A 26,314-nucleotide genomic window follows, 5' to 3' on the forward strand; every position below is an offset into this window, starting at 1 on the left:
AGAGTCAGGGGCCGTACTGGGTTCGCCCGTATTGCGAATTGACTGGCCCCTTCACGTCACTCCCGGCCGACTGGCACTGGTTCAGGAAATCGCCTCGCGCGTTGGCCGTGCCGCCCTCATCGAAGTGACCGTGGTGAAAGCGGACGATGGAAAAGTAGCCCGCCTCGTATTCGGCGCATGTCTTGCCGCCATTGCCACCCATGATCAAACCGGCAAGACAGAGCACCGCGCCACACGCATCCTGGTTATCATCGGCGTGCGACGACGGCGTGGCGAGCGCACAGACCAGTGCCGCGCTGCACAGCGCGGCCGCAATCGACCGTCGTTTCATTGCGTTCATGATCTAAGGTTCCCCTCCATGAGATGCGGTGGTTTTCGGCTAGGTGAGCGTGTGTGCCAGACGGGCAACGACCCAGATGAGCGCGGCGCCCGCGCAGAACGCAATGCCCATGAAGGCGACGAGCGATCCGGTTGCTGCAACTGCCGGATTCGTGGGCACGACGCGACCACGCGATTCAACGGCAGCCCGCAGCCGCGCCAGTTCGTCCACGACATCCGCTGTTGCCGCACGTCGCGCCTGGTCAGCCGCCTTCGCGGCTACCTCGCCGATGAACGCCTGGCGCGATTGCGTGAGCAGCTTCGTCAGTTGCGTGTTCTCCTCGCGCAGCGCCTGCACCGTCGCGGTCAGTTTCTGGTCAGTGGACTCCATCAGCGCGACAACATGGTGTTGCGCATCCACGACCTTCATCTGCTCGATCAGGATCTCCGCGAGCACGGCCAGCTCGTTCGACGCCGGCATCGTGGCGATCACCCGGCCCAGGCGCTCAGACGCTCGCCCGGCGTGATCCGGCTGCGGCGTCGGCTCGTTCATGCATCGACCCCTTCCATCAGTGCGGTAAACGCCTGGTCCATCAACGGCTTGATCGACTGCGCCTTGCGCTTGAGGCCAACCAGCCTCACGAGACGGTCCTTCTCAGAGGCGCTCGCAGCGTCGATCAGTTGCGCCTTGTAGTCCACCCCGTCTGTCGCAATATCGTGGATCGTACGACCGGCGGCCGCCGCAAGCGCAAACACGTCGTTCTTTGGGATCAGCGCATCCTGATTCAGTTCGAAAGTCCGCTCCCTCTCATGCAGTTCGAACAGTTGCCCGAAGTGCCGGCGCAGCGTTACCTCGCGGTCCTCGCTCCTGACCAGATCGACCTTGTTGAGCAGCACACGGATGCGCCCAGGCTCGACGCCGAGATCCGCGAGCATGTTGATCGTCTTCATGGAGTCCTTCATCTGCTTGCTCTCCGGTTCGACCGGCACAACGAAGCACGCGTAATCCTCCTGTGCCCCTTTGGCACCATTGAGGCGGTTGAGATACTCCTCGACGTTCGATGCACCGATATCGACCAGCAGATCACGGCCGCGCATCAGCTCGTCATGCAGTTCGTCAAAGCGCGCGGCAATCATCACCTCGACCTTCGGGCCGGCCGAGTCATCCGTATTGATTGACTCAATCTGGCGTACCGACATGGACGGCAGCCTTGGCGCGAGCAGTTCGCGGGTCACGGTAGTCTTGCCGACGTTGCCTGAGCAGCTCACGATAGCCATACTCATTTTCCAATCCTTATCAATATTTGGAGTGCCGCCACTTACATCATCTTCGGTGCCATGCCGCCTGTCTGCGCTTGCGCAGGCAGCGGGATGTTCGACGGGCCCTGGGCAGGCGCGGCCTTCGGTGCCATCCACGCCGCATGCAGCTCGGCCGCGCGCCTGTCGATCTCGGCCGGGCCGGCGTCACGACCCAGTTCGCCGCGTGCAATCCGGGCCTCGATCTCCGTGCCCGCCTGCATGCGAGCATCGAACCGGCGAATCACCTCGGCACGCATGCGCGCGGGTGCCCGCTCAAGTGACTTTTCGAGGACTTCGCGCAACTGCGCGACGGTTTTGAGTGCTTCAGGCGTGGGCGCTGCCGCCATGTCCGCAGCAGGCGAGAAACGCGCTGCGCTGGCCGCCGCTTCCGGTTTTGGGTTTGACGGCGCGGCCGCTGGATTCTCCTTCGCCGGGTTCGTCTTCTGCGCGACATCCGGCGTCGGCGACGTTCCGGCCTTGATCGTCAGCGCCGCACGTTCACGCTTCACGGCCTCGAGCAATGCCTCGTCGCTCTCGGCGGGCCTGAAGCCCTTTACATCCACACCCGCGAGGGACGCTTCGATCCACGCGTTGCGGCGGAACGTTTCGCTGCCGCGCACCACGATCGAATCCCAGTTCTTGGCCTTCGCTACTGCCATCATGTCGGCAATCGTTGAGCGATCGTTCTGCCGGGAGTACAGGCGTGCCCCGACATCCTCGAAGTGCGGCTGCGTGGTCGCTGTCGGATCCCGCTGCGCGCCCGACGTACCCAACCCGGCCTCCATGCCATCGAGCTTCCAGAACCGGCCATCCTTCACCATGTAGCGCGCCGCGATATGGGCGGGCACGTCGTAGCCGTCTTTCGTCACGACCGGCTTGCGTGAGGCAGGATCGACGCCGATCTGGTTGTCGCTGCTGTCGGCGATACCCGCAACGCCAGCCTCGTGCGCGTCTGCCGCTGCACCGGCGTCGCCCGCGTGCAGCCCTGGCATCGGCTTGCCCTGTTCGCGAAGCAACCGCTCGGCGGCCACTCGCTCGCCCTCGCGCACCGTGCGCACGCGCTCCAGATCCTGAGTCGACACGGAGTCAAACGCCGGGCGCTCCGGATCGTTCGCCGGATTTCTTGCGTCCGTTTCATTCTGCGCGGGCGTCTGCGTGCGCCCGATCTGCGTGTCGATCATGCCCGACACCGCCGGTGTGTCCATCGACGTATCGTTCGCAGCGCGGCCGGGCTGAACAACGGGTTCGTTCGCCGCCGCCGCGTCGACAGTCGGGCGAGCGACGTCCTCGTTGCCGGGCACGGCATTTCCTGTGATGCCACGGCGGCGCATTGCGTCGTTGATTGCCGCTGCATCGCCGACGTCGGCAAAGGTCACCAAATCGCCATCCGTCTTGACGTCCGGCTGCGCCTGCGAGGCTGGAGATTGCGCCAGTGATGCATCGACCTGCCTGTCGAGTGCTTCGCGCACGTAGGTCACGAACGGCTCGCGGGCGGCCGGCGACAGAAACGCAAGCTCTTGATCAAGTGCGGCGGCAACTTCAGGCGCGGTCTTGCCTTTCCCGAACTCCTCCCTGATACGCCCCGTCATCCCCCGAAAGTCGGCCAGGTCTTTCGCCACCATCGACCAGTCCGTTCTGTCCTCCTGCTCACTACCGGTCGCGGGCATCGTCGCCACCGGTTCGAACGCTTCGGCGATGTCCGCGAAGGTGGCAATGCCGTCGCTGCGCTCTGGCTCGCGATGGCGATGCCGGTTTTGCGGCGCGACGCTTGCCCCGTCAACCGGAAGCGCGTCGTCCACCGGGTCGGAATCCGTCACGTCGCGCGCAGGCGTGCGCTCGTCGATTTCCATCGGACTCAAGCCCGCTTCATCGCGAAGTTTGGCCAGCGCTTTGGCTGCCCGTGGCGGCAGGGTCTCCGCCGCAAAACCAGTGCGGTTGCGGATCTGCTCGCCAATCGCGCGCTCGCCATCAACAGCGTTGCCGGACTTGCGCCACGCTTCACGATGGATCGACTCCAGCCGCTGCTCAAGTGCAAGCGTATGGTTGACCTCGTTGCCACGCAGCGTGACCGCTGTCGTAATCGACTGGATCATTTCGCGAAAGCGCCGGCCGAGCGCCGCGTCGTCGAGCTTCGGCTGTGCAGCCTGCTGGCCAACGCGCGCGCCCCGTCCATACAGATGCTGCCGGTCGGCGAAATACTGGTGCCGCGCGTGGACACCGGCTTCCCGCACTCCGTCAATCATCTCGAACGCAGAGGCACCCTGCGCGCGCAACCGGTCCCGTGCCTCCAGTCCCGCCCTTTCCGCGGCGGCCTGAAGGGAGTCCCGCACGAAGGCGCGGGACTCATCGAGCGGTTGACCCATTAGCTCGCTCAGCCGCACGGCTTCCCGCTCGATGTCGGCTTCACTGCCGAACAGCGTCTGCGGCTGCCCGCGCACTGCTCCGGGTGCCTGCCCTGCCTGCGGCTCTTGCGTCGGCATCCACCGCGCAAAGGGCGCCACGTTAGTGCCGCGCGGCACGTACCATTTTTTCGATCGCCGGTCGAACCTGGCGCCCAGATCGTGCGCCGCGTCCTTCTCCCTGAACGGGACGTCCAGATACGTCCGTTTGCCTTTCGGCCTGTTCGGGTCAGCCATGTGATACCTCCTTTGCCTCGTTGTCCGCCGGCGCGACAGACGCGAGCGCCGGTTCAATCCGGTCCTGGACAGCGTCATCCCCGCCTGCCACGTTGAAATCGATGCGGATGCCCGCGAGCATTTCGCGCACGTCCTCGCGCATCGCGACGCCAAGCTCGGCCAGGTCAGCCTCGAAGCCCGCGAGCGCCATGCCGGTCGCGAGTGGCCCGGGCGCGCGTTGGTCGAGCACGAGAAGCTCGGCCGCGGTCAGCGGCTTCGCACCGGCCTGACGTGCAAGTCGGATTTCGCCAGCGGCCCTCGCGGACAGCGCCGCGTGATACGTCTCCGGGTTGTGCGTCGGGATGCCGTTCGCTCGCAGCTCACCGGCACGCCAGGCCGCCTTGATTTCGTCTTCGGTGGGCAGGCGCTTGTTGATTGCAGCGAGCATCGGACTGACCGAGCGCATGCGGTCGATGAACAGGTCATCCTCGTAATAGGTCGCCTTCTCGCACAGGATCGGACGCTGGAAACCAAGCACGATTTCCTGGTCCTGCTCCATGCGCTTCAGTTCCTGATCGAGCATCAACGCGCGGCCCTGATCCGACGTGTTCGTGCCGGTCGACGTGTTGCGGCCGTGATTACGGCTTTTCGAGGTTGCCTTCTCGGTGAACGTCCCCAGCGTCTCGGACAGTTCCTTTGCATCCTGCTGGTTGCCAGGCGCGTACGCCACCAGCACTGCGTGGTTGGTGATCAGCGTGCGCGCCCCGGCCGGCCCGTACAGATCGTTCGGCTCCAGCTGCGCCTTCGACTGCAGGATCGTGAGCAGGCGAATCCAGTAGCCCGCGATGAACGCGTTGCCCTTGTCGAGTACCTCGATGCGACCGAGCGCGGTAAATTCGTCCCCCACGCCAAGACACTGATATTTGATGGCCGGATCGTCGCCCGGCAGCACGTCGAGGTTGTCCTCGATCCACTGCGTGTAGAACAGGTTGCCGAGCAGGCTCGCGACGGCAAGCTCACGCACCGGCAGCACAACGTAGATCGACATCAGCTCGCGCCGCACGCGGTCGAGCTCGAAGTCGCATGCGCTCGTCGCCTGGTCGACGATCGGGTTGCTGAACAGGCGCAGACCGGCGTTAAACGTCGCAACAATGTTCAGCATCGTCTCGTCGGGCGAGGCCAGCACGCGCGAGAGCGCGCCCAGGCAATCGCCCGACAGCGGCACCCCCTTCTGCGGCTCGTGCTGCATCAGATCCGAAAGGTGCTCACGCACTTTCTTGTCGGGCGTGGTCGCGAGCCGCAACACCTGTCCGAACGTACAGTCACCCGTCATCTCCATCAGGTAGAGCGCGAAGCCCATGAACAGGTCACTCGCCTGCTCATAGAAGAACTTGTTGCGACCGTCGGTCGTGTGATACAGGCGCGCTGCAATCGCCTGCAGGCGACCGACCCGCACGAAGGATGCACTCTTCGCAATCCTGAAAAGCGGATTCCAGCGGTGCGTGTAGCCAGTGTGATCAAATGGCGCCCAGCGAAACACCTGCTGGCCGCAGGCCTGCCGGTACCGCGACGTCAGGTCGTAGTTCTCTCCCTTCACATCGAGTACGACCACCGAATCCGGAAAGGTGAGCAGATTCGGGATCACAATGGCTGCACCTTTGCGTGAACGCGTTCGCGCAGCAACCATCACGAACTCCGTTCCGCGGAACGTCAGGTACTTGCCCTTGTACCGCCCTACGATGATCGACGGGTCGCGGTGATCGCCCTTGCGGCCGCCCCTGTTTCGACCGCGCCCGTTAGCCTCATCGAGCAGGCCGTACCGCCGAACCTCGTAGCTGTAGGCGAAGCGGGCATCGCCATGCAGTTCGCGCTTCGGCTTCATGACCAGCGCCGCGACGATCGCCGCTACCGGCACAAGCGGCACGATGACCGATGCCGCTGTCGCCATCAGCAGCGAGCGTTTCACCGCCTTCACGTCGCCAAAGGCGCGCCAGTAGTCGTGCAGCGTCCACAGCCCGATTGCGGAGTCCGGCAACTTTTCCAGCTTCGCAAACAGCATCGCGCCGACGTACTGGCCGGCCGCAGCGAGACCGATCAGAACCACCAGTGCAAGCAGACCGGCCGCGATGACCCGGTCGGCAAGCGTCGCGGTTTTTAGCAGCACGGCGCTCGCACACACGCCCCACAACGCGCACGTCACGACGACGAGAGCAATCACGGCCCCCATTTCGACAGGATCGCTGATCGCGTCGAGATGAAGCAGACGGCCGGCGGCGAAAACGACTGCGCCGGACACAATGCCAAGCAGGCCGCCAACAAGGAGACGGGCTTTCATGCTGACGCTCCCGCTGCCGCTGCCGCGTGCGTCTGCCGCTCAAGGGGTTCCCGGCCGGTGTGCCTGCCACTGTCACCAATGGCGGAATCGTTCGATCGCAATCTCATGCATCACCTCGCAGCAGCCTGTTTTTACTGACCGGATCGAACCAGATTTCTGTCAGGTCCCGGTTCTCCATAAACAGGACCACGTCGACCGTCATGCGGATCTCGCGCATCAGGTAATCGAACGGGAGCGTCTGGCCGACCGGGCTTTGCTTGACCAGCGTGGCGATGCGCGTGAGCGTCGCGATCGAGTCGTTCGCGTGCACCGTCGTCAACCCGCCCTGGTGTCCGGTGTTGAGCAGCGTCAGGTAGTCCCAGGTTTCGTCGCCGCGCAACTCCGCAAGCAGCACGCGATCGCATTTCATGCGCAACGTCGCCTTCACCAGGCGTCGCGCTGGAACCGCCTCGCTGTAGAAGAGGTGAACGTGATTTCGATGCAGTGGCAACGGCAGCTCGTGGGTATCCTCGATCGTCGCCAGACGCGCCTCGCGCGGAATGATCGGGATCAGGTCCGCCAGCGCCTTCATCAGCGTGGTCTTGCCGGAGCCCGTGCCGCCCACGAGCACGATGTTCAGCCGGTTCAGGATGGCCAGCCTCAGAAACCGCACGACATCGCGCTGCGCGAGCGCGTCGAGCATCTCATGCTGGAAGCGCGCCAAGCCATAAGCGCCCAGCGCCCGGGACGGATTGAACACCGCAGTGGCACGACTGACGTCCATGCCCTCTGAGCCTGCCCGTGCCGCCGCAGCGTCGATCTCGCCCGGCGTCATTGCGCTACTACCGCCGGGTCCGCCCCGGACCACATCACGGAACCTGGCGAACCGCCCGGCATCCGACCACTGCTGTACCGAAAGGCGCGTTGAATTCGGCACGCGAATCGTCAGCGACACAGTGCCCGGCTCGCACGCCGGTGGAATCACGATCTGGCCGCGCTCCCCGTCGGGCAGGCGCACCGGCTTCTCCGGCTCGGCCGCCGATAGCGGCGGCTTCGCCTTGTTGTAGATGGCCAGAGCCAGTGCAAACTGGTTCAGCATTTCCAGCGACGCATTCGGAAGATCATGGCGCTGCCAGCCGTCGAGCGTTTCGGTCCAGCCTTCATACGGACGGTTAATCGCAAACTCGGTGACGCCGGGCATCGCCAGCATTGCGGCGATGCCGAGTGTCTTGAGGTGACTGCGTACCGTAAGACTGTCGTCGTATTGCATACTCATAAGCAGCTCGAATTAAATGAATCAAGGCGTCGCCAGTTCGTACACGTCGGAGAAGTCCACATCGCGCGCAACGAAGATCGTCGTCATCGACCCGTACTGCGAATACGCGGTCGGCGGCACGTTGATGGTGTTGCGCAGTGCTTCGGCCGCTACCTCACCACCGGCATTCGTGGTGTTGTTAAACTGGATGCTGCTACTGCCCGAGTTCGCGGCCAGTGTCGACAGCGCCTGACCGGCATCGCTGATCAGGCTGACCATCATGGCGCCGCCAAACCGCGTCCAGAAGTGGTTGTCGACGTAGGCCGGCAGGCCACTGCCGCCGAGCGCATCGGCCGCCGGCGAATCGAGTTGCACCTTTACGCCATCAGGCGTCGTCAGCCGCGTCCAGATCACGAAGATCCGCGCCTGCCCCTGCATCAGCGCCTGCCGCTGCTCGCCCACGACCTCGGAGCCACGCTCGACCAGCAGCACCTTGCCGTTCGCCGAGTACACATCTTTCGCCACGTGGCAGGTGGTCATGCCCGGGTAGTCGGTCACGATCTCCGCACCCTGCACGCACGGGAGCGTCGTCCCCGCAATCAGCAGGAAGTCTCGCGACGGCATCAGTTCCGCCTTCACCGTTTCCAGCTTCGATGGCTGCAGCTTGCTGTCCAGTCCATCCTTCGCGAATCCGGCATGCGAACCGGTCAATCCGGGCGTGCCACCAGGGGCTGCCGCGTCGGTCGTCCTCTCATCCTTTGATGTGAGCAGCACGTCGCCATCGAGCTTGCGTTGCGCCGGCGTCTCGGCGGCGCTGGCCGCCGTCGCTGCAGCGGCGCCGTTTCCATTCACTGCACTGGCTGCGTTCGCATGCGCAGGTGTAGCAAGCGCCGCGCTTGCTACAGCCGCTTCCGACGCCATCGCCGCTTCCTCTGCCCGCTGCTTTTCGATCTTTGCCTTGTCGCGCGCAAAGTCGTGCCGGTCATCTGACGGCTTGTCCTTTGCCGCTTCCGCCCTTGCCGCCTCGGACTCGGCGTGATGCTGCGCCGACCACCGTTTGATCGCGACACCCACTGCGATCGCACCGAACAGCAGGACCAGCACCATCCCAATGACGATCGGTAACATCCGGAACGGGCTCTTGCGCTTCGTGCGGCCAACACCCGGCACCCCGCGCTCGCCTATGCCGGCGGGCTCGACCGGTGTCGGGTTCGCCGGGTTCGGACCGCTCAGATTGATATCGTCACTCACCGCCCGCCTCCTTTTGCTTCACGAGCCGCACCGTGCCCGGAATCGTCGTGCCTGTCGGGTTCAGCTGGCCGTCTGGCCGGTATGCATTGTTGCGAATGCCGAGTACGGCGTCCCCCAGGCGCAGGTTGAAGCGCTGCGCCGTGTCGTGCACCACCAGCACGGGGCCGCGCACGTCATCAGGATTGACGAGCGCTTCCTTGCCGTCCCCGTACACGCGATAGATCTGCGGCAGGTCGCGGCTCGTACTGAACTCGAAGTAGGTAAAGCGGCCGTCATCCCACAGCGCCGTTGGCGCGAGTGTCGTATCACCATGCATGTCGTAATTGAAGTTGCCCACGCCAGACGCGCTGACGGTCTGCGCCAGCAGTGCCCGCGCTTCGGCCGAGCGCACCGCGGCCGCCGCCGACGCCTTTGCACGCGTGTCCGGATAATCGAAGGTCAGCGACCAGACTGCTTCCTCGTGCCTCCTGACCGGGACCAGCTTGAGCACATAGCGACGTCTGTTCGTGAGCAGAATCAGGTTGGTGGCCGCCTGCGGTGCCTTCGGCTTGAAGAAGAAGCCGTTGCCGGCTGGGCCAGCCGTCCATGCCTTGCCGTCGCCCATGCCGCCGCCGTCGATCTTTTCGCCTTTCTCGAAGACGAGGACAGTCGCCTCGCCCGGGCGATAGGCGATCCGGTACGTCTCATTCGGGTCATACACGGCGCACGCAATGTGCCGGTCGCTGCCGCATGCACCGGGCACGACTTCGGCGACAGCCGGTAGCCACATGCCGAATAGCGCGGCAGCGATCGACGCTGCAGTAAGCGCTTTCGGGAACCGGATGGTCATGGATTGGCCCCTCCGGCCGGTGCACTCAACGACATACTCGACGGTGCCGACTGGGACGATGTGGCCGCGGACGGCATCGGTGTCGCGCCGTCTGCGGTGCTGCGCGTCCAGTCGCGGTCAACCGAGTAGCTGGTGACACGAAAGCCCGTTGGATTGAGCTCCTGTTCGTCGCTGCGGGTCGGCAGATCGCCTATCTCGTAGGTGATCGTCGCGACCCAGTATTCGGTTTTAGGCGGCGGTGACGTCGAGCCGCCCTGCGACGGCAGCGAAAGCATCGTCTTCGAGAAGAACACCTGTGCGGTGGATCCGACGAACGTAATTGCACCTGGGCGCACAATCACGCGATATTTGTCGGTGAGCACGTTTTGCGGCGAGTTCTTGCGGTTGTAGAGCGCCGCGTACAACGCCTGCTCGCGTGGTGAGTTCATCAGCGTCACGGTGTCGTACGCGTCCTGGATCGTGTACCAGTCGTACTTCTCACGTAGCTTCACATACGTGCGCAGTGCTGCCCGCACCTCGAGTTCACCGAACGTTACGGATCCACTGTGCGCGACATCAATCACCTGCACGTCGCCGGTCGCGGTGTTATCCTTAATAATCACGGGTGGTGACGGTCTCTTTAGTTGTACTAAGGCTGACGAGCCAAGAATAGAGATAAGTGCGATGAACATGGCCCCGCCCGCAACGCGCCATGCAATCTTCGTCATGTTTTCCTGCAGCTGCTGCCGGGACTTCTCGAACGAGAGCGCTTCCCTGAAATACATCCGCGCCATCTCGCGCGGCTCGGCGTCGGCGAGTTTTGCCGCAATGTGCTGCAGCGCGGCCGCGCAATTGCCGTCGACGGCAACCGCGACTGGCTCAGCCTGCACCCGCGCCGGCTTCCATGGCATCCATTTCATGGCGCACTCCCCTGTGTCGCATGGTTGACAGGCATCCACGGCCCCTCAGGTTGGGTCGGCTTTGGCGCCGACGAGCACGCAGCAAGCAGCGCGGCGCCGAAAAGCACGACGACTAATTTCACGTCAATCTCCGATCGGGGTGTAGTGTCCGCCGTCGCTGGCTGCTCCGACGGACGGCGCATCATTTACTTCGAGCGTTCAAACTCGGCACCGGGAACAACAAGATGTCCAGTTGCCTTGTCGATCGTGATGACGTACGGAACCCCACCACTTACAACCATCTTTCCGTCCTGCGCTACTGCTGGTTCCCGCACGATTTTCCATTTATCCGCTTCGCCATCGGCACCGAGATTGGGAACCTTGTGTGAAACGTAGAAGTCGTCTCCATCACCATTCCGAGCAATGTTCACTTCGAACCAGCCGTTCTGGCTGACGCGTTTCCATGTGCCCACAAATTCGTTGCCGTCATGCTTACCGCAACCGAATTGTGTCAATGAAACAATGACCACAACTGCCGCAGTCATAAACCGGATGGCCCTCATCGATTCCTCCTGGTAGTAGTCAAGATCAGGCGCGGCCGATTGAGTTAGTGGACGCTGACGATGCGTCACCTCTGGAACCACCCATCAGCTTCATCGCCCTCATGGCTCCACTGGCCGCGTTGCCGATCTTACCGACCATCGATGAGATACCTACGCCACCTGCCAATTGCGATGCAAGTGACGGCATGCTCAGCGACACCACGATGAACACCAGCCCTGCAGCGATAATCTTTCCCTCAATGGTGTAGGTCAGCATGACATCGCTGACACTGAAGTTCTTCGGCAGCATCGAGGTCATAAAACTCACCTCGATTGCACCCACGGCACCGAACAGCGCAACGAGCAGACCATAGTTCAGGCATTGCCCAACCCAGTTTTGGAAAAATTGCCGCGTGGCAGGAAACAGCGCCGCAACGATGAACGCAGGCCCTAGCGCAAGCAGCAATCCAAGTGCGAACTTCGCAAGGATGATGTAGGCCGCAGCAATAGCAAGAAATGGCACACCAACTAGGAGGATGCAGAGTGCGAGCACTGAAACCTCGACGAATAGACCAACATCAGTAACGCCTAATCCGTTGTACATGCTCTTGATAGCGGATATATAGAGATTCAACAGCGTATCGAGCCCACTACTCAGGCTGTTGCCACCCATCAAGGCACTACTTAGATCGTCCCCGAGGCCATTGAAGAACGGCACCACGTACTCGCTGTAATAGCTGATATTCATCCCGAGCGTGAGCACAGCCGCCCACCCTGCCATCTTCAGCAGGAAGTCGGATATCGGGCTGTCGTTGTGGCCACGCCAGTACGACACGAGTACGAGCAGGACATAGAGACTAAAGCAGGCAGCGACCAGCGGACTGATGAGTGAGATCATCCGGGCCGAGCCGGTATTGATCGTGTTCAGCACGTTCTGATCGAACGAGTTGAACATTTCGGTAAAGATTTGCAGTTGCACGATCGCACTCCGCGTTATTGATCGGCGTCGTCGTCGCCGTTCAGCCGTTGCTGCATGTCGTTATGGGCAGCCTGTTGCGCGAAATCCTTCTCCGCATCCTGAAGTCGCGCCGCGAGATCGAGGCGCATCTTTTCCGCGTTGATCGACGAGTTCTCTGCCGCCCACCGGTTTTGCAAATCGGCGTTCGCCGCCGGATCCTGCGTGAGGTTTGACTGCTGCATCAGCTGCTGGATGTTCGTCAGCCGGTCGATCGACGCCTGATACGAGCGCATCGCCATTGCCTTGTTGGCGGCCAGAGTATCGTTCAGACGTTGCTGCCCGGGCGTGTACGCGGTCATCCCCTCCTGGCTCTCGATACTGCTGGCGAGGCCGCTGATTCCGTTCAACTGTCCGCTCTTCACTTCGTCGTAGACCGACTGCCACTGATCCGGCAGGTAGTTGCGCAGCGACGGGTCATTGAAGATGTTTCCTAGGCCGCGATTGCCGATCGTCGACTGGTACTGGTCAGAGAGCAGGCTGTATTGCTGCTCCAGCTGCTTGACAGTCGAGATCGCCTGCGCGATCGCCTGCAGGTCGATCACCGGGACACCCTGCGCTTGCGCTGCCTGCATCGTGAATGTGGCCACGATCAATGCGGCGCCCGTCAAATTGCGAATAATTTTCATCGTCGCGCTCCCAAGCTGGACTGCTAGGATGTTCGCCCGTCGCTGGCTCGATCGACGACGAGCGCTGAAGATCGTGTGTCGTCGTCATTCGGTTTCCTCAACAACCTCGGCCTCGTGCTTTCGATCGCGTTTGCCCTTGCGGCGTGCCTGGAACAGCTGCATTCGCAGGTCCGTGTCGCCATGTGCGTCGCGCGTGCATTCTTCCCAGATCGCAACGTTGTCCAGACTGCTGGAAAGCACCGCGATCTCGTCGTTCATGCCGCCCAGGTCCAGTGTTGCAAACGCCGACTGGTTGCTCTGCTTGATCAGGAACGTGCGGGACTCCTTCGACAGCCTCTTGAGCGTGTCGAATTCGCGGTCGGTCAGGTTCAGGAGCTTGTAACCGTCGCGCGTCGCGTCCGGGTTCGGCAGATAGATCTTTGTCGCCGTCAGGTCGCGGATCTCGGCGAACACCGGACACTGGATTGCGTCCTCCGGCGACTGCGAATCCAGGATCAGGAATTCGTCTGCCTTGCGGCCCGTCTTGAGCGACTTGCGGATCAGCTCCTGCGTGGTGGGGTAGCTGGCCGGCAGCCAGAATTCGGCAATCACCGTTGCGAGCAGTCCGCCCCTCTTCTGCATCTGGTCCTTGAGGTACAGCAGGTGTGCAAGCACCGGCTCCGTGGCGGCATAGTCTTTCTTCAGGAAGTCAGTGACGTCGAAACCGATCCGGCGCACCTCGGCAATGTTCGTCAACGCATCCGGTATGTTGTCCAGCGCCCACGAGAATCGACCGTTAGTTGCACCACACCACTGGCTAAGACGGACCCACAGGCCGTTCTCGTCGCCCGTATCCGGGATCGACTCCAGCAGGCGGCTGAAGGTTCTGTGCTCGATGTTCTCGAGCTTCATGACCGTGTCGACCGCGTGCTTGATCTGCCGCTGGTCGTCAGCACTGAGCTTGCCGTTCTCGTCGCGGCAGCAGGCACCCACCAGGTCGTAAAGGTGCGCGAGGTTGCGCTTCGTCTCGGGCAGGCCAAACGGCGCAAGACCGGTCGGCTCGCCTTCGCGCAGCGTGTAGTAGACAGCTCCCATCTCCTCGAGGAAGATCCGCAGACCCTGATCGAGATCGAGCGCGAAGATCTTCGGGTCGAACCGCTCGAGGAAGGCGAGCAGCATCGTCTCTAGGGTGGTCTTGCCCGTGCCGGTCGAGCCGAGAATAAGCGTGTGGCCGGCAACCTTCTCGCCCACGCTGTCCTCATCCAGGCGCGAAGCGTGACAGTTCAGGCTGAACAGGCTTTTCGCAACGGTCTGCACCGGCATGAGGGCCGAGCCATCGCCGAGCGGATTGCCGCGTGCCTTGCCGGCCGAATAGGTATGCATCGAAAACGACGACGCGAGACTGCGGGTCGATTTCGGCATCGGCCGCGGCTTCGTCCTGAATCCCGGCACCTGGCTCATGTACGTGAACGGTGCCGATGCCGTCGCCTTCACGAACTTGAAACCGCAATCGTTCAGCGCCCGACTGGTTACGTACGCGCCGTTGCTGATGGCCTTCTCCGGCGTGTCGCCGTACACGACGAGCGCCCCGTGATAGTCGCCGAATGCGAGATCCCGACCGGCGATCAGCGCCACCGCATCCTCCAGTTCCTTGATCTGGTGTTTCGCCTTGTCCTCGACCGACCTCAGGTGATTGATCTGGTCTTCGATCGCCTTCATCGCTTCGGCAGTGCTCAGACAGCCCAGGCTCTGCGTGAAGGTGAATTCGACGGGCAGCGACAGCAGCGGATTCGTCTGCCCCCAGCCGGCCTTCGGAAAATCCTTCAGGTCGTAGCAGACCGCGAACCGGGTTGAGCGATCGGTGCGGATCTCAACCGTGTCGTAGTGGAAATGCAGGTGCGACGTCGGGATCAGGTCGCGTCCGGTGGCCTGCGTGACCGGCACGCGCTCGTCGACGCCATTCACGAGTTCGCCAATGAACTGATACGCCTCCGAGAACAGGATGCCGTTGTGCCCGTATGCTTCGAGCAGTTGAGGATCGTAGGCAACGATAGCCTTCATCAGTCCCTCGCCCAGCTCCTCGAGCTCGCGCACCGTCTCGTCCAGGTCGTCGCCCTGCAGGATCGCGGTGATGTAGAAACTGTTCTCGAAGTGATCGTGCCTGCGGAAACGCCGCAGGTATTTGTCGACGGCCTGCTGGATGAACGGATTGTAGAAGCGGTACTCGTCGCCGAACGAGATGCTGCGCCGACGAAACGTGGTCCACAGCGACAGGCGATTACCTTTCTCCAGCGTCATCGCGGCCAGCTGACGGTTCCAGCCGTCGTAGCGTGCTTCGATCTCGCCACGGCTCACCGATTCGAACGGCACGCCGTTCACGCGCATCACCAGGAAGGCGCCGCCGTTGTCGACGCTTGTCACCGTTTCCGACACCGGACGGCCGATGCGCGGCAGCTTGTCCTCCGCGGACGTAACAAGCCGGTTCAGTTCGTTGGTCACGCGCATGCTTCGTCTCCCGCGTACGGCATGTCGTCCGCGCCGCAAATGCGACGGCGCTCCTCCGCGAGCCGGCGAAACACGTCATACATTGTCTTGCCCGAACCGGGAGCACCAGCCGTCATGGCGTAGCCCACAATAGGCGTGCACGCACTGGCAGCGCCATCTGTTGACAGCGCAGGATTGTGCGCAGGCTTGCGGTCATTCATCTTCGTCCTCCTCTGCCTGCGCAAGCAGGCGCTGACGCAGCGCCTCGAAGCGCTCAAGGTCCCGGCCGCGCGAAAACGAGCGGGTGTACACGTTCAGGTCGCGGCCATACCGCATCGGTGCGAGCGTGTATGTCCTGCCGAATACCGACACACGACGGCGGTCCAGCCAGCAGCGAAATTCCAGCCACGTCAGGCGCAGTGCCTGGTCATCTGTCTCGCAGACATGCCGGAAAAACAGGAAGACGGGCACACCAGCCGAGCCTATCAACAGACCACCGGGACCGAGCACGAACCCACCGACCATACTGGTGATCAGCGATGTACAGCCGATGATCAGCGCCGGAAACATCGGGACGCCGCCGATCATCGCGGTACGGTTAAGACCCGCGTAGGAGGGGTACAGCGTGCGTTCGTCTTCCATGGTGATTCAGGCGAAGAGTCCGAAAGCCCAGCCGGCGAGCACGAGTGCCGAACCCACGCCGGCCACCTTCGCGATGCCGCCGCCGAAGTCATGAATCCAGTCGGCCTTGTTGGACCAGCACTGGACCCCAACCCACAGCAGATACGAACCAGCCATCACGCCACAGAATCCGTAAAACCATAGCGTGAAGGTGTTGGCCGCCGACGTGCCCGCTGCCAGGCCACCGCCCGCCCGGGCTCCGCGGGCGGCCATCGACATGACCACGGCGCCGATGCGCCCGGCATTCCTGCCACGCAAACGCACCAAAGCCGCGGCACGGCCGGTCAAGGGTTCGAGAAGAATCTTCTTCATCTGCCTGCTCCGTCAAAAATCGCCCAGGGCGTCCCAGGCTGGATGGTGATTGACCTGTTGGGCGTGCTCGGCCCCGGTGTCGGTGCTCACTGAGTCATCGGCCCGCCGCACACGGGCCGGGTGCACTACTGCGCGCGATGCTGTATGCACAACGGGTGCCTTGCCCTCCGGTACGACAGCGATCGGCGGCACGACAGCAGCGCTGGCTTCGCTATCGGGGACGTTCGCAGCCACGCGCTGGACATAACTCGTGCCACCCACATCCGGTTTGAAGCCGCGCGTGAAATTGCCGCTGTAGTAACAGCTAAGCGCCGCACGCACGGCATCCTGCGGCACGCGTCCGCCGGCGGCCGCGCGGGTGTAGCATTCGGCGAGGATGGCGCCGCCCGCCCGCAGGTTCGCGCACGGATCGAACGCGGTTTCAGGGGTAAGGCCATAGATCCGCAGGTTCGCGCGATTGACCTGGGCCAGGCCCATGCTGTAGTTCCAGCCAGCCGCCTCAAGCGCGCGCACGGTCGCCACCGCCTCGTCGCGGTTGCGCGGTTGGCGCACCAGGTGGCCGCCGACCACGCCGATGGCGAAGGGATTGAAACCGGATTCGGCTCTGACGAGCGCCTGCAGGGTGGTCGGATAGACGGCCGGGGCGCATTGCTGCGCGAGCATCGCGAAGTCGACTGGCATCATGACCGCTCCGTTGCGGGCCCAAACACGAGGCGGGCTTTCATGTGGCGCCTCGGTCGCGCCTGAGCCGACGCGCGACGCCTACAGCGACGGCAACCGCGACCGCAGGCAGTTGGGGCGTCACCCGCTTTGCAGCCGTACCGCCCATGCCCGAGTCGAGAGCGGCCGGAACAATGGCCGATAGCGACAGCCCCTGCATCCGCTGGTCGACCCAGCGTACGTAGTGTTCGAGAAGCCAGCCCGGACCGCCGCAGCCCCAATCGGCGAGCACGCCCAGCTGCAACAGGCCAATTGAGCCCCGTTTTACAAGACGATCTCCAAAGAGGTTCCGCATGGCTCACCCCCCTCGCTTCTCGCGCGGCCAACCGCGCCTGTAGGCAACGCAGCCGATCGCGGCCCAACCCAAACCCACGATCGCCACCGCAAACAGATCACGCGGCGATGAATGCCGCTCAACCAACCAGTACGCGAAGCCAAGGAAAGACGTCACCGCCACGAACAGCAGCAGTGCGCACACGCCCTTTTGAATCAACCCGAAAACTGCGCCCATTTCCGTGCCCTCCGATGTGGTCAGTTCCCACGGGCACGCCATCGGCCCGGGGAGCCCTTCCTGCTATCTCTCCTGTCCAGCATCACACACGCGAACGAAGCCGCGACAGGCCAACTCGTGCATTGGCTGGTCGAAGAAGCGGCGAGTTGCGATTTCGACGTGCGATGCGCATACGGATGAGCTGCACACACCATTTCGACTGGCGCACAGACCTCACTCAGGTTTCCTTATCATATAAGTAGGACTGCTTTATATATAGCGACTGAAGATTCGCACTGCACTCTCATTCGATGGAGATCACTCAATGGCAACAGCGAAGGCCGTGCGCGTTTGCCGCGATGCGCGGACCGTAGTTCGTGCCGTCAGCTTCAGCAACGAAGCCCGCTTGAAGTCGCCGCTTTAGTTGCTCACCGTCGCCTACCCCTCCCTTTCCGGTGGTACTGCGTCAGATACGGGCGGCCGCACAATGAGCATGTCCTCAACTTGCCTTTGGACCGTTCCGGCAACACTCCGCTTACGATAGATTGGGCGGCGTCTGCGTTGATTCCCTCAGCTTGATACCGGGACGCCGCATCGATCGAATTCATGCCGAACCTCTTCCAGGGTTTTGAGTGCCATTCAAGCCCCTCTATACTGAGCAAGTTTGATCACATTTGCAGAATATAGGCACGTTTGTGCCACTTGTCAATTTTAAGAACATTTATGCCAGAAACCTTTGGCTCGCGACTTATTGCGGAACGCGAACGGCTCGGATTTTCCCAAGGCGAGATGCATGCAATATCCGGCGTCAGTCGTCGTGCGCAATTCAACTACGAACAGGGCGTGCGTCTGCCTGATGTCGGCTATCTGGCGGCTCTCGCTCAGCGCGGCTTCGACATTCTGTACCTGGTGACGGGAACCCGTGTGATGCGCCACGGCGCTGTCGATGAACATATGCTGTGCCGCGTCCTCGTCTCGGTCGATATCGCGCTTGAAAAGCGTCCCATCGACACAGAGAAAAAGTCCAAACTGGTCGCCCTCATTTACCAAAGTGCCGCCGACTCCGGTCAGGTCGATCAGTTGCTCGTCAAGAAAGCAATCGATCTCGCCTTTTAGGCGACCTCGCTTTTCACGCGTGCTCCGAAACGTGCCGCGTAGTCTGCGGCGCCCTGACAGCAATGCAGGCGTCGCGTAAGGCATCGCCGATCTGGTTCGCAAACGCCACAGCGTGGGCACCGCCCCCGTGAAGGCACAGTGTCCCTGGCTGAATTTTGATGCAGCGGCCATCGATTGCCTTGATCCGGCCATCACGCACCATGCCCAGCGCCTGCTGACACGCCGCTACATCGCTATCCAACACGGCATTCGCCTGCGATCGCGGCACAAGCTTGCCTTCCGGGGTGTATGCGCGATCAGCAAAGCCTTCGTCAACTGCAAGCAATCCCGCTTCACGGGCCAGGCGGACGAGCAGACCACCAGCGAGTCCGTAGATAAGCAGCCCCCGGTCGTAGTCTTTTATCGCCTGCACGATGGCGACGGCGAGCTCGTCGTTTACCTCAGCCATGTTGTAGAGTGCCCCATGAGGCTTCACGTGCACCAGGCGGCCGTTGAGGCCCGCCACGACAGCCGCCAACGCACCCACTTGATACTGCACGCCGGCATAAACTTCGTCAGCCGGTAGGTACATCGGTGCGCGGCCGAAGTTCTCGCGATCAGGAAAGCTCGGGTGCGCTCCAATTGCGACGCCTTGTCGAATCGCCTCTGTTGTGACCCGTCGCATCGTCAGAGGGTCGCCAGCATGCCAGCCGCAGGCGATGTTGACCGAACTCGCGAGCTTGATCAGCTCGAAGTCATGCTCAAACCCTTCGCCGAGATCGACGTTCAGATCGATTGACTTTGCATTCATTTCTTCCCTCACATCAACTCTTACAGTACTTTCGCAGTGCGTATCAACCGAAATCGCACCATCACCAACCACCTCATTCCTCGAGTTGCACACCTCGCTGCCGCGACAACGAAAACAATCCTGGCTCGTTTATTCATCCCAGACCGCCGCGTCGAGTGTTTCCACCACTCCCAGCCGGCACCCAGTGCCGGCCGGAGCAGTCTGACGATTAATGTAGGCATCAAGAATGGCCTGACCAGCTGGCCCCACCCTACCCAGCCACTCGCGCGCCCTAGCCCGGCCTTCGTTCTGCAGCGTCGCGCGCAGCTCTGGCGAAATCGGATCCTCGATGACCACGCCGTTATTCCTCATGTGCGCATAGTTGATCGCCATCCGTTCAGGAAGTGCTTGCCATTCCGCACTCTGCACACCACGAGCAGCAGCTGTGATTTGCCGCTGCCGCTGGGCCGACTGCGCTTTGAAGCGGCTCTCGCTCATCACAAGAAACGAAACCGGGAAGGCGTATCGAACTGCAGCGAAATTCGGAAGTATGCCGGCGAGGGTGTTACCGACCGATCCGTCCCCGGAAGACAGCACTGCATTGATACCACCCTCGCCAACTAACGACTTGACCTGCTCCATAGGCAAACTGGCCGCCTGTGCACCCACGTTGCCCAGCACGGTCGCCGACGTTTCGTCATAGGTACGAACTTTCAGATGCGTGATATCGCTCGCGTTCTTGAGAGGCGTGAGCGACCAGAGCCCCGTGGGCGGCCAGGGCGACACCACCAGCAGATGCAAACCGACTTTCGCAAGCACGCGACGATAGGCTGGCTCCGCAATGCACGCCAATGCTTTCGCGTCCGCTTCGCTACGCGCAAGAAATGGCAACGTTGACAGTTCGAACAGCGGATCGAGGGCGGCCAGATTGCCACCGAAGATGTCTGCTGCGTCGACATCGCCCGCTCGTACGTCGTCGACCAGCTGTGCCGCGCGCCTGCTTGTCCGATACTGGATGTGCGGCGCTATGTAACCTTGCGTTTCCGTTGCGACGTGTTCGGCGAACGAGCGAAGACCGTGGCCTGATACGGTGTCCTCAGGGTATGACGTGACCATCGACCAGTACACTTGCTTATCTCCGAGAGCTGCGCGTGACTCACTAGCGACCAGCAGGCACGCTACCGCGAAGCAAACGGATCGAGCGAGAATCGTAGTTTTCATCGTCAGGAATAGAAGAACCGGCTCGCAAACTTGGAGTCAATTTAGCCGACAAGCCTGCGTAAATTCCACTTTCTATTTTCTATTCCCAACACCTGAAAAATGTGATAACCCTATATGCGCGACCAATTGTTTAGTTAATCAATCCGCATTTAAAAGCAAGTGCTACCGCTTCCTTGATGTGAGAGACACCCATTTTTCGAGTAATCCTTGGGTATACGACCTGTCTGACGTGGCGCGCACGCATATCCAGTGCGGTAGCGATCGTCTCTGCAGAGCTGTCCTTCCAATGCAATAAGGCACGCAACACGGTCAACTCCTCACCAACGAGTTGAAACTGTCCTGCAAACTCGCGCAGCTGATTCAGCCGCCAGTCCGACAGGGCGCCAGCGGCGCTACGCCACCTGTTCTGATTGCGCGAAAGGATCCCATCGCCATCGGCGCAGTTCGCCCCGACAGCTGCCTGCAGAATTGTTAATGTCGATCTCGCGGGCTCGTGCACTGGACACGTGAGCATGCTGTACAAACCATGGCCCTGCGCTTCCTGAAGTAACCAGTGTTCTGTCGCTCCGTTTTGAAGATCAGATGTCGTTACCGGAGATGCGTTTCGCTTCGCATATTCGAGCAATGGGTCATTCATGTAGCCCGATCGATACACGTACTTCTGCATCCAAGCAGGATCGCATCCGACGAGATACCGATGCTCCGCCCTGTCGCCACGACTATCGAAATCGATCCAGGTGATGCAGTATTGTTCAGCACCAAGCGAACTAGAAAGGTCATCCAACAGCGCTGCGAGATCGTATTCATTGGTGCAGGCAGGCATGCTTGCCAGCACATCGTCGACGCTCACGGATCGAACGCGCCGTGGCGGGCGCTTCCTCCCATTGAACGTCTGTCGGCACGCACTCTTGATCGCATCGTAGGCCGGCGCGAGAATGTCGCCCCACGGATCAGCGCCCGAAAATTCCTGCAGCGCCCGCTCGCCCCGCAGCGGTAGAAGGAGCGTAAGACTCACATCATCCGGACGGGAGATCACGCGCTCGAGGATCAAGCGTCCCTCGCCATAATCCCGCAGGCGCAAAATGACGCTATCCGACCCGCCCCTCTCACGTCGTTGATACACGACGTTCGCGCGAGCATTTGGTAACTTTTCGACCACCGAGCCGAACATTACTGACCTACCTTGAGCATTGCCGTTAGTTCAGTGATCGGTGCCGGACGACCATAAAGGTATCCTTGAAGTGACACGTCCTTGAAACGCGATAACCATGCTGCCTGCTCCCGGGTCTCGACACCTTCAACCACCAACGATAGCCCGACGTCCCGCGCAAGCCGAACAAGATTTTCAACCAGGGCCGCTGCCATCTTCTGGCCCGGCGCCGCTTCGGTGAATTGCCGGTCGACCTTGATACCGTCGACGGTCTGCGAGGTCAGATGCGATAGCGACGATTGACCGGTGCCAAAATCATCCAGCACAACCCTGACGCCCAGTCGGCGAATATCCTGAAGCCGTGATCGCAGTTCGCGGCTTCCGGAAAGCACCGCCGTTTCGGTTATCTCGAGCTGGAGTACATCGGGATCCATCAGATTGTCGTTAAGGCATTCCTTGATGGTGTGCGCCAACCCTCCCCGGGCGAGTTGAACCGGCGACACATTGACCGACAGAAAGAGCCGGTTGTCACTCGCTTCCTGCCAGGCCTGGAACTCGCGGCACGCCTGCCGCAAGACGTACTCACCAAGTTGCACTATCAGACTGGAGGATTCCGCGAGGGGGATGAACTGGTCGGGTTTCAATACGCCCTTCTGCGGATGCCTCCATCGGACAAGCGCCTCTACGCCGCGTAGCGTACCTTCGACGCTAACAATCGGTTGATAGAGCACGAAAAATTCACGATTGGTGATTGCGTATTGCAACGCCTGCTGTCGCTCGATCAGCGATAGCGCGCGATCCGAAAGGTCACGGGTATAGATATGAAACCGACTTTCCCCGCCCTGGCGACCACGTTCTTTGGCCGCATACATCGCCAGGTCAGCTTTCGACAGTAGTCCAAACTCGCTGTCATCCGGATCGCTATGCAAGGCAATACCGATGCTGACGTTGACGGTGTAGTCGTGACCACGCATGACGAATACACGTTTGAACGCCTGAATGATATCGACAGCTATCCGTTCGGCGTGCGCGAGTGCGTGCTCGCCTCGCAGGACGTACGCGAACTCGTCGCCACCTATCCGCGCGAGCAAATCTTCTGATGTCGCACACTCTTGAAGACGAAAGGCAACGTTACGCAACAGGTCGTCCCCAACCTTATGCCCCAACGTATCGTTGATGACCTTGAAGTTATCCAGGTCGACGTATAGGAGCCCTACCATGCCTGGTTCTTCATTGCGCATCCATCGGCGCGCGGTTTGCAGCATGAGGTGCCGATTCGGCAGTCCAGTTAGTGAGTCCGTCTCGGCCAGTTTCCGAAATCGACAGGTCACTACCACCTGCCAAGCAGCAGCAGCCAAAAGCGACAGGCTCAAAAAGGAGGCGATCGCACAGTAGAGCACCTTGGCTCGGCGATACGGAGCCAGTGCGTCCTCGGCCGAAACGCCCGCGACTACTGAGACGGGATACGCAGACAGATGGCGATATGAAACTACACGCTGAACGCCATCCACCGGATCCTTAACAACCTTTCCCTTCGCTCCGGTCATTGCCGAATAGGCCGAGGCGGGTGGCCCATTGGGCGACGCGGGCGCCCCACCGGCCAGTCGCGATAGCAAATAGCCGTTGTCGGACAGCACAGTCAGCATCCCGTGGAGGCCAAGGCCATCAAGGTTGTAGAACCCGTCAGTCAGAAAATTTGGATCTTCTGAGACAACGACCACCCCTGCGAATGTACCGTCAAGATGATTGAGTCGGCGGGTGAACTGAAGGGTCCAGTGTGACGAAACGCGTCCGAGCACTGGCTGGCTGATATAGAGCCCGATGTTCCCTTTCTCATGAACCCGGAAGTGCAGCCGATCTGATAGGTTCACGGCGCGCGCGTCCGGCGTCGTTGTTTGCACAACCTGCCCCGCCGCGTCGACGATCGTTACCTGTAACGCTGTATCGGCCGAGACAAGCCCTCGCTGCTTGTAGTCGGAGAGCGAAAATGTCGCCGGCGAACGCTCGTACTCATACCTGACCCACTGCACGACTACATCGGCGTCGTGAACAGTTTTTGCGATGTGCGCCGCGAAGGCGCTGGCCAGCCGTGAACTCGTGACGGCCGCGGCGGTATGGGCCTGCTCACCCTCGTCGTGAATACGTTGAACGGTAACTGCCCAGATAGACGCAATTAACACCAGCGCGACAAGCGGGAACGTGAAAGTGCGGTCCGCGTAGGCGCTCAAAACTTCGGCCAGACGACCAGGAGCCAAGGCAGCTCTCTGCAATTTCGACAAGGCCATCGCTGGTTCCCCTAAGACTTCAACGACACGAATAGTCTGAGGAAGAACCTGTTCAAATCGTGGAACGGTTACAAACTGTTTCTCATTATGTGAAATGGATATCTACTGCTCCCGCGGTCTTTCACGCCGCCGGCAAGGCGGCTAGTACCGCTGACGACGGCGCGCGCCGGCCAATGTTCTGCTGCCGGAATGGGTCATGTGACGGCCGCCGCAAGTTCGCCCGTCCCGTCGGCAGTTTCCGGAGACCGCCACCCAGCGATCATGCACCACACATGGGCGCGCGGGAACGCTACAAATTACGTTCTTTTTGCTACAACGTGCAGGCGAATGGGGACAAAAGCACTGTCGCCCATCGGTCAAGGTCGGAATGGCGAACGGGCCACGCGCCGGCACCCTGCTTTTCGTGAAACATTCCTCGGCGATCACTGTGCGAGCCTTGCCAGACAACGATTTTCGCCGACACGGCATGCGCCATGGAATGTTTCACGGGGACGACAGATTGGCCCTATTATCGCCTGAAGGTTCCCTAGGTTTCTTCGGCCCTCATCGCGATCGGGTTTCGCAAAGTGCCGCCTAGAGCGGATCTCAACAACCGGTTTTTGTCGTTCATCGCAGATTACCGGAGAACGCAGCCCAAGTCAGAAGGACTCCTGAATGATGTTTGATGCTTGATGCGAACCGGACGATCCTGACGGGTGTGGAACAACCGGGTATCTGCGGAGGCCCCTGTATGCGAACCACCCTCGATATAGATGACGACGTGCTCGCCCTCGCCCGCGCGCGCGCCGACCGCGAGCACGTGTCGATCGGCCGCGTCATCTCGCAGCTCGCCCGCACGGCGCTGCAGCGCCCTTCAGCCGCAACCACCACGCGCGACGGCCTGCCGGTATTGCCATGCTCACGCCGCCGGCTCCGTCACGCCCGAACCCGTCAACCAGATGCCGCGACGAGGCACCCTGATGGCGTATCTGCTTGACATCAACGTACTGATTGCGCTGCTCGACGCCGGGCACGTACAGAGCGAAGCTGCACACGAATGGTTCGGTCGGGTCAACCACCCGGCGTGGGCAACCTGCCCGTTGATCGAAAACGGCGTGCGCATCATCGCGCTACCCGAAAGCAATTGAGACGTCGGCCGCGGTCGCGCCACTCGTCGCAAAGCTGCGCGCTCATCCTGGCCACATCTTTTGGTCCAACGGCCTGAGCCTGCTCGATCGGGAGCACGTCGACGCGAGCCGCATCCTCGCGACCGACCAGGTGACCGACACGTACCTGCTCGCGATCGCGCGCCTGCATGAGGGCGCCTTGGGCACCTTCGACCGCCGGCTGGTGGTCGATGCGGTGCCGGACGGTGCGCGCCACCTAGAAGTTATTAGTTGATGCTGGCGTGGAGGCTTGATGAATGATATTTCCTGCTCATGCCAAACGATCATCTCCGGGCCGACACCACGATTCGCACCCGCACACCGCAGGCAAGACTGAACCGCGGCATCTCGGCCGCCCCGACCGCCGGCTGCGCGCAACCATCCCCGCGCAAAACAGGCTGCTAACGACTTGCAGATCGCCTCGCACGGCTCACGGTAAATGCCGGCACCGCCTTCTCCGGTCAGTCTCAACGACATCATGCAAGGTTGCCGGCGCGCTGAACCGGCGGGTCTCTGATACGCCAAGCCAGAAGCTCCACGGGCCCGCATGGCGTCGCCGACACCGTGCCGGCGAAGGGCCGGCGGCGGCGCTTTGAATTAGCGTTTGGCGGACGGCGATGCACTAGGTGGGCACGCCTAGCGATCGACCTCAAGTCAGGATGACGGGAACACTGGAGGCCATGGATACTGGCGTTCGAGTTGCTTGGCGTGTTCTTCCGTCACATGGTCCATTCGACGGAACGTCTTCCAGACAGGCAGGCCTCGTTTAAGCCTGTTCTCATTCAGGCAACACCTAACCTGCAGTTGGCGTAAGCACAGGTCGCCAAAGTGTCGGTACTACTGACACATCACGACGTCGCCTGAGCCATGGCCGCTATCCGGAGGTTCAGCGTGTCAGTAATACTGACACCTCGACATCCGCTCGAGGTACAACGTGCAGCGCGGGTCAAGCCGCACCGAAAGACCGAAGTGTCGGTACTACTGACACCGCACGACGTCGCCCGAGCCATGGCGCTA

General features: G+C 61.5%; 25 protein-coding genes. 3 read left to right on the top strand and 22 right to left on the bottom strand.

Translation table 11 applies throughout. The annotated features are described in order from the left end of the window. Positions 1-4 precede the first annotated feature (4 nt). From BFD71_RS32535 to BFD71_RS32625, 18 genes are all read right to left on the bottom strand, one after another. Entirely contained in the window at positions 5-340 is a 336-nt protein-coding gene (locus BFD71_RS32535; RefSeq protein ID WP_256095006.1) for a killer protein, read from the bottom strand. Between the two features lie 39 nt (positions 341-379). Further along, complete coding sequence (locus tag BFD71_RS32540; RefSeq protein WP_069268367.1) at positions 380-871, bottom strand: hypothetical protein; 492 nt, start codon at positions 869-871, stop codon at positions 380-382. Then, on the bottom strand, positions 868-1,602 hold the full coding sequence (gene stbB, locus BFD71_RS32545; RefSeq protein WP_256095007.1) for a StbB family protein: 735 nt from the start codon (positions 1,600-1,602) through the stop codon (positions 868-870). The genes BFD71_RS32540 and stbB overlap by 4 nt, the downstream gene beginning before the upstream one ends. Positions 1,603-1,637: 35 nt before the next feature. Then, entirely contained in the window at positions 1,638-4,253 is a 2,616-nt protein-coding gene (locus tag BFD71_RS32550) for a DUF5710 domain-containing protein (RefSeq protein WP_069268368.1), read from the bottom strand. Continuing rightward, positions 4,246-6,567: a type IV secretory system conjugative DNA transfer family protein gene (locus BFD71_RS32555; protein WP_069268369.1), complete on the bottom strand. Its 2,322-nt coding sequence runs from the start codon at positions 6,565-6,567 to the stop codon at positions 4,246-4,248. Before BFD71_RS32555 ends, BFD71_RS32550 begins: the two co-directional genes overlap by 8 nt. A 103-nt stretch (positions 6,568-6,670) precedes the next feature. Beyond that, positions 6,671-7,822 (bottom strand): ATPase, T2SS/T4P/T4SS family, encoded by a 1,152-nt coding sequence (locus tag BFD71_RS32560; protein WP_069268370.1) that lies wholly within the window; start codon positions 7,820-7,822, stop codon positions 6,671-6,673. A gap of 21 nt (positions 7,823-7,843) precedes the next feature. Continuing rightward, the gene (gene virB10, locus BFD71_RS32565) at positions 7,844-9,052 is read right to left on the bottom strand and encodes a type IV secretion system protein VirB10 (RefSeq protein ID WP_069268371.1); all 1,209 of its coding nucleotides are present in this window, start codon (positions 9,050-9,052) and stop codon (positions 7,844-7,846) included. After that, positions 9,045-9,881, bottom strand: coding sequence for a TrbG/VirB9 family P-type conjugative transfer protein (locus BFD71_RS32570; protein ID WP_069268372.1), 837 nt, complete (start codon positions 9,879-9,881; stop codon positions 9,045-9,047). The genes virB10 and BFD71_RS32570 overlap by 8 nt, the downstream gene beginning before the upstream one ends. Next, a complete protein-coding gene (locus tag BFD71_RS32575) occupies positions 9,878-10,780 on the bottom strand; it encodes a virB8 family protein (protein ID WP_083245603.1) in 903 nt (300 codons plus the stop codon). The genes BFD71_RS32570 and BFD71_RS32575 overlap by 4 nt, the downstream gene beginning before the upstream one ends. Positions 10,781-10,965: 185 nt before the next feature. After that, the gene (locus BFD71_RS32580; RefSeq protein ID WP_069268373.1) at positions 10,966-11,322 is read right to left on the bottom strand and encodes a hypothetical protein; all 357 of its coding nucleotides are present in this window, start codon (positions 11,320-11,322) and stop codon (positions 10,966-10,968) included. A gap of 25 nt (positions 11,323-11,347) precedes the next feature. After that, the gene (locus BFD71_RS32585; protein ID WP_069268374.1) at positions 11,348-12,280 is read right to left on the bottom strand and encodes a type IV secretion system protein; all 933 of its coding nucleotides are present in this window, start codon (positions 12,278-12,280) and stop codon (positions 11,348-11,350) included. Positions 12,281-12,294: 14 nt separating this feature from the next. Then, complete coding sequence (locus BFD71_RS32590; protein ID WP_256095008.1) at positions 12,295-12,927, bottom strand: type IV secretion system protein; 633 nt, start codon at positions 12,925-12,927, stop codon at positions 12,295-12,297. 102 nt (positions 12,928-13,029) lie between these two features. Next, positions 13,030-15,429, bottom strand: coding sequence for a transporter (locus BFD71_RS32595; RefSeq protein WP_069268376.1), 2,400 nt, complete (start codon positions 15,427-15,429; stop codon positions 13,030-13,032). Next, positions 15,420-15,629, bottom strand: coding sequence for a hypothetical protein (locus tag BFD71_RS32600; RefSeq protein ID WP_069268377.1), 210 nt, complete (start codon positions 15,627-15,629; stop codon positions 15,420-15,422). The genes BFD71_RS32595 and BFD71_RS32600 overlap by 10 nt, the downstream gene beginning before the upstream one ends. Beyond that, a complete protein-coding gene (locus BFD71_RS32605) occupies positions 15,622-16,050 on the bottom strand; it encodes a VirB3 family type IV secretion system protein (protein ID WP_069268378.1) in 429 nt (142 codons plus the stop codon). The genes BFD71_RS32600 and BFD71_RS32605 overlap by 8 nt, the downstream gene beginning before the upstream one ends. Positions 16,051-16,056: 6 nt before the next feature. Further along, positions 16,057-16,401 carry a hypothetical protein gene (locus BFD71_RS32610; RefSeq protein ID WP_028215745.1) on the bottom strand — a complete coding sequence of 115 codons (345 nt, stop codon included), beginning with the start codon at positions 16,399-16,401 and terminating at the stop codon, positions 16,057-16,059. Between the two features lie 12 nt (positions 16,402-16,413). Further along, positions 16,414-17,085 (bottom strand): lytic transglycosylase domain-containing protein, encoded by a 672-nt coding sequence (locus tag BFD71_RS32615; protein WP_069268379.1) that lies wholly within the window; start codon positions 17,083-17,085, stop codon positions 16,414-16,416. A gap of 334 nt (positions 17,086-17,419) precedes the next feature. Further along, positions 17,420-17,632, bottom strand: coding sequence for a hypothetical protein (locus tag BFD71_RS32625; protein WP_141710878.1), 213 nt, complete (start codon positions 17,630-17,632; stop codon positions 17,420-17,422). A 702-nt stretch (positions 17,633-18,334) separates the two neighbouring features. Between BFD71_RS32625 and BFD71_RS32630 the strand changes: the two genes are divergently transcribed. After that, on the top strand, positions 18,335-18,727 hold the full coding sequence (locus tag BFD71_RS32630; RefSeq protein WP_069268382.1) for a helix-turn-helix domain-containing protein: 393 nt from the start codon (positions 18,335-18,337) through the stop codon (positions 18,725-18,727). 13 nt (positions 18,728-18,740) lie between these two features. Here the strand turns inward: BFD71_RS32630 and pxpA are convergent, their stop codons facing one another. The 4 genes from pxpA to BFD71_RS32650 all read right to left on the bottom strand — a co-directional run bounded on the left by pxpA (position 18,741) and on the right by BFD71_RS32650 (position 24,152). Then, positions 18,741-19,517: a 5-oxoprolinase subunit PxpA gene (gene pxpA / locus BFD71_RS32635; RefSeq protein WP_069268383.1), complete on the bottom strand. Its 777-nt coding sequence runs from the start codon at positions 19,515-19,517 to the stop codon at positions 18,741-18,743. Between the two features lie 129 nt (positions 19,518-19,646). Then, a complete protein-coding gene (gene dctP, locus BFD71_RS32640; protein WP_176732987.1) occupies positions 19,647-20,624 on the bottom strand; it encodes a TRAP transporter substrate-binding protein DctP in 978 nt (325 codons plus the stop codon). 223 nt (positions 20,625-20,847) lie between these two features. Beyond that, a complete protein-coding gene (locus tag BFD71_RS32645; protein ID WP_069268385.1) occupies positions 20,848-21,888 on the bottom strand; it encodes a helix-turn-helix transcriptional regulator in 1,041 nt (346 codons plus the stop codon). Next, on the bottom strand, positions 21,888-24,152 hold the full coding sequence (locus BFD71_RS32650) for a bifunctional diguanylate cyclase/phosphodiesterase (protein WP_069268386.1): 2,265 nt from the start codon (positions 24,150-24,152) through the stop codon (positions 21,888-21,890). The genes BFD71_RS32645 and BFD71_RS32650 overlap by 1 nt, the downstream gene beginning before the upstream one ends. Positions 24,153-25,111: 959 nt before the next feature. Here BFD71_RS32650 and BFD71_RS42395 point away from each other — a divergent pair. Both BFD71_RS42395 and BFD71_RS42400 read left to right on the top strand, forming a co-directional pair. Next, positions 25,112-25,279, top strand: a complete 168-nt coding sequence (locus BFD71_RS42395) for a hypothetical protein (protein WP_256095011.1) — start codon at positions 25,112-25,114, stop codon at positions 25,277-25,279. Positions 25,280-25,409: 130 nt separating this feature from the next. Beyond that, complete coding sequence (locus tag BFD71_RS42400; protein WP_256095012.1) at positions 25,410-25,532, top strand: hypothetical protein; 123 nt, start codon at positions 25,410-25,412, stop codon at positions 25,530-25,532. Positions 25,533-26,314: the final 782 nt, after the last annotated feature.

The sequence above is a fragment of the Paraburkholderia nodosa genome, from assembly GCF_001718195.1.
GTDB lineage: Bacteria > Pseudomonadota > Gammaproteobacteria > Burkholderiales > Burkholderiaceae > Paraburkholderia > Paraburkholderia nodosa_A.

What these genes read in the sequence shown, in the direction of transcription:
- BFD71_RS32570 (WP_069268372.1), bottom strand. Translation starts at nt 9,881, where the DNA reads ATGACCATCCGGTTCCCGAAAGCGCTTACTGCAGCGTCGATCGCTGCC.
- BFD71_RS32645 (WP_069268385.1), bottom strand. Translation starts at nt 21,888, where the DNA reads ATGTTCGGCTCGGTGGTCGAAAAGTTACCAAATGCTCGCGCGAACGTC.
- BFD71_RS32615 (WP_069268379.1), bottom strand. Translation starts at nt 17,085, where the DNA reads ATGATGCCAGTCGACTTCGCGATGCTCGCGCAGCAATGCGCCCCGGCC.
- BFD71_RS32610 (WP_028215745.1), bottom strand. Translation starts at nt 16,401, where the DNA reads ATGAAGAAGATTCTTCTCGAACCCTTGACCGGCCGTGCCGCGGCTTTG.
- BFD71_RS32555 (WP_069268369.1), bottom strand. Translation starts at nt 6,567, where the DNA reads ATGAAAGCCCGTCTCCTTGTTGGCGGCCTGCTTGGCATTGTGTCCGGC.
- BFD71_RS32605 (WP_069268378.1), bottom strand. Translation starts at nt 16,050, where the DNA reads ATGGAAGACGAACGCACGCTGTACCCCTCCTACGCGGGTCTTAACCGT.
- BFD71_RS32580 (WP_069268373.1), bottom strand. Translation starts at nt 11,322, where the DNA reads ATGAGGGCCATCCGGTTTATGACTGCGGCAGTTGTGGTCATTGTTTCA.
- BFD71_RS32550 (WP_069268368.1), bottom strand. Translation starts at nt 4,253, where the DNA reads ATGGCTGACCCGAACAGGCCGAAAGGCAAACGGACGTATCTGGACGTC.
- BFD71_RS32595 (WP_069268376.1), bottom strand. Translation starts at nt 15,429, where the DNA reads ATGCGCGTGACCAACGAACTGAACCGGCTTGTTACGTCCGCGGAGGAC.
- BFD71_RS32650 (WP_069268386.1), bottom strand. Translation starts at nt 24,152, where the DNA reads ATGGCCTTGTCGAAATTGCAGAGAGCTGCCTTGGCTCCTGGTCGTCTG.
- BFD71_RS32575 (WP_083245603.1), bottom strand. Translation starts at nt 10,780, where the DNA reads ATGAAATGGATGCCATGGAAGCCGGCGCGGGTGCAGGCTGAGCCAGTC.
- BFD71_RS32560 (WP_069268370.1), bottom strand. Translation starts at nt 7,822, where the DNA reads ATGAGTATGCAATACGACGACAGTCTTACGGTACGCAGTCACCTCAAG.
- BFD71_RS42395 (WP_256095011.1), top strand. Translation starts at nt 25,112, where the DNA reads ATGGCGTATCTGCTTGACATCAACGTACTGATTGCGCTGCTCGACGCC.
- BFD71_RS32630 (WP_069268382.1), top strand. Translation starts at nt 18,335, where the DNA reads ATGCCAGAAACCTTTGGCTCGCGACTTATTGCGGAACGCGAACGGCTC.
- BFD71_RS32625 (WP_141710878.1), bottom strand. Translation starts at nt 17,632, where the DNA reads ATGGGCGCAGTTTTCGGGTTGATTCAAAAGGGCGTGTGCGCACTGCTG.
- BFD71_RS32535 (WP_256095006.1), bottom strand. Translation starts at nt 340, where the DNA reads ATGAACGCAATGAAACGACGGTCGATTGCGGCCGCGCTGTGCAGCGCG.
- BFD71_RS32540 (WP_069268367.1), bottom strand. Translation starts at nt 871, where the DNA reads ATGAACGAGCCGACGCCGCAGCCGGATCACGCCGGGCGAGCGTCTGAG.
- pxpA (WP_069268383.1), bottom strand. Translation starts at nt 19,517, where the DNA reads ATGAATGCAAAGTCAATCGATCTGAACGTCGATCTCGGCGAAGGGTTT.
- BFD71_RS32600 (WP_069268377.1), bottom strand. Translation starts at nt 15,629, where the DNA reads ATGAATGACCGCAAGCCTGCGCACAATCCTGCGCTGTCAACAGATGGC.
- stbB (WP_256095007.1), bottom strand. Translation starts at nt 1,602, where the DNA reads ATGAGTATGGCTATCGTGAGCTGCTCAGGCAACGTCGGCAAGACTACC.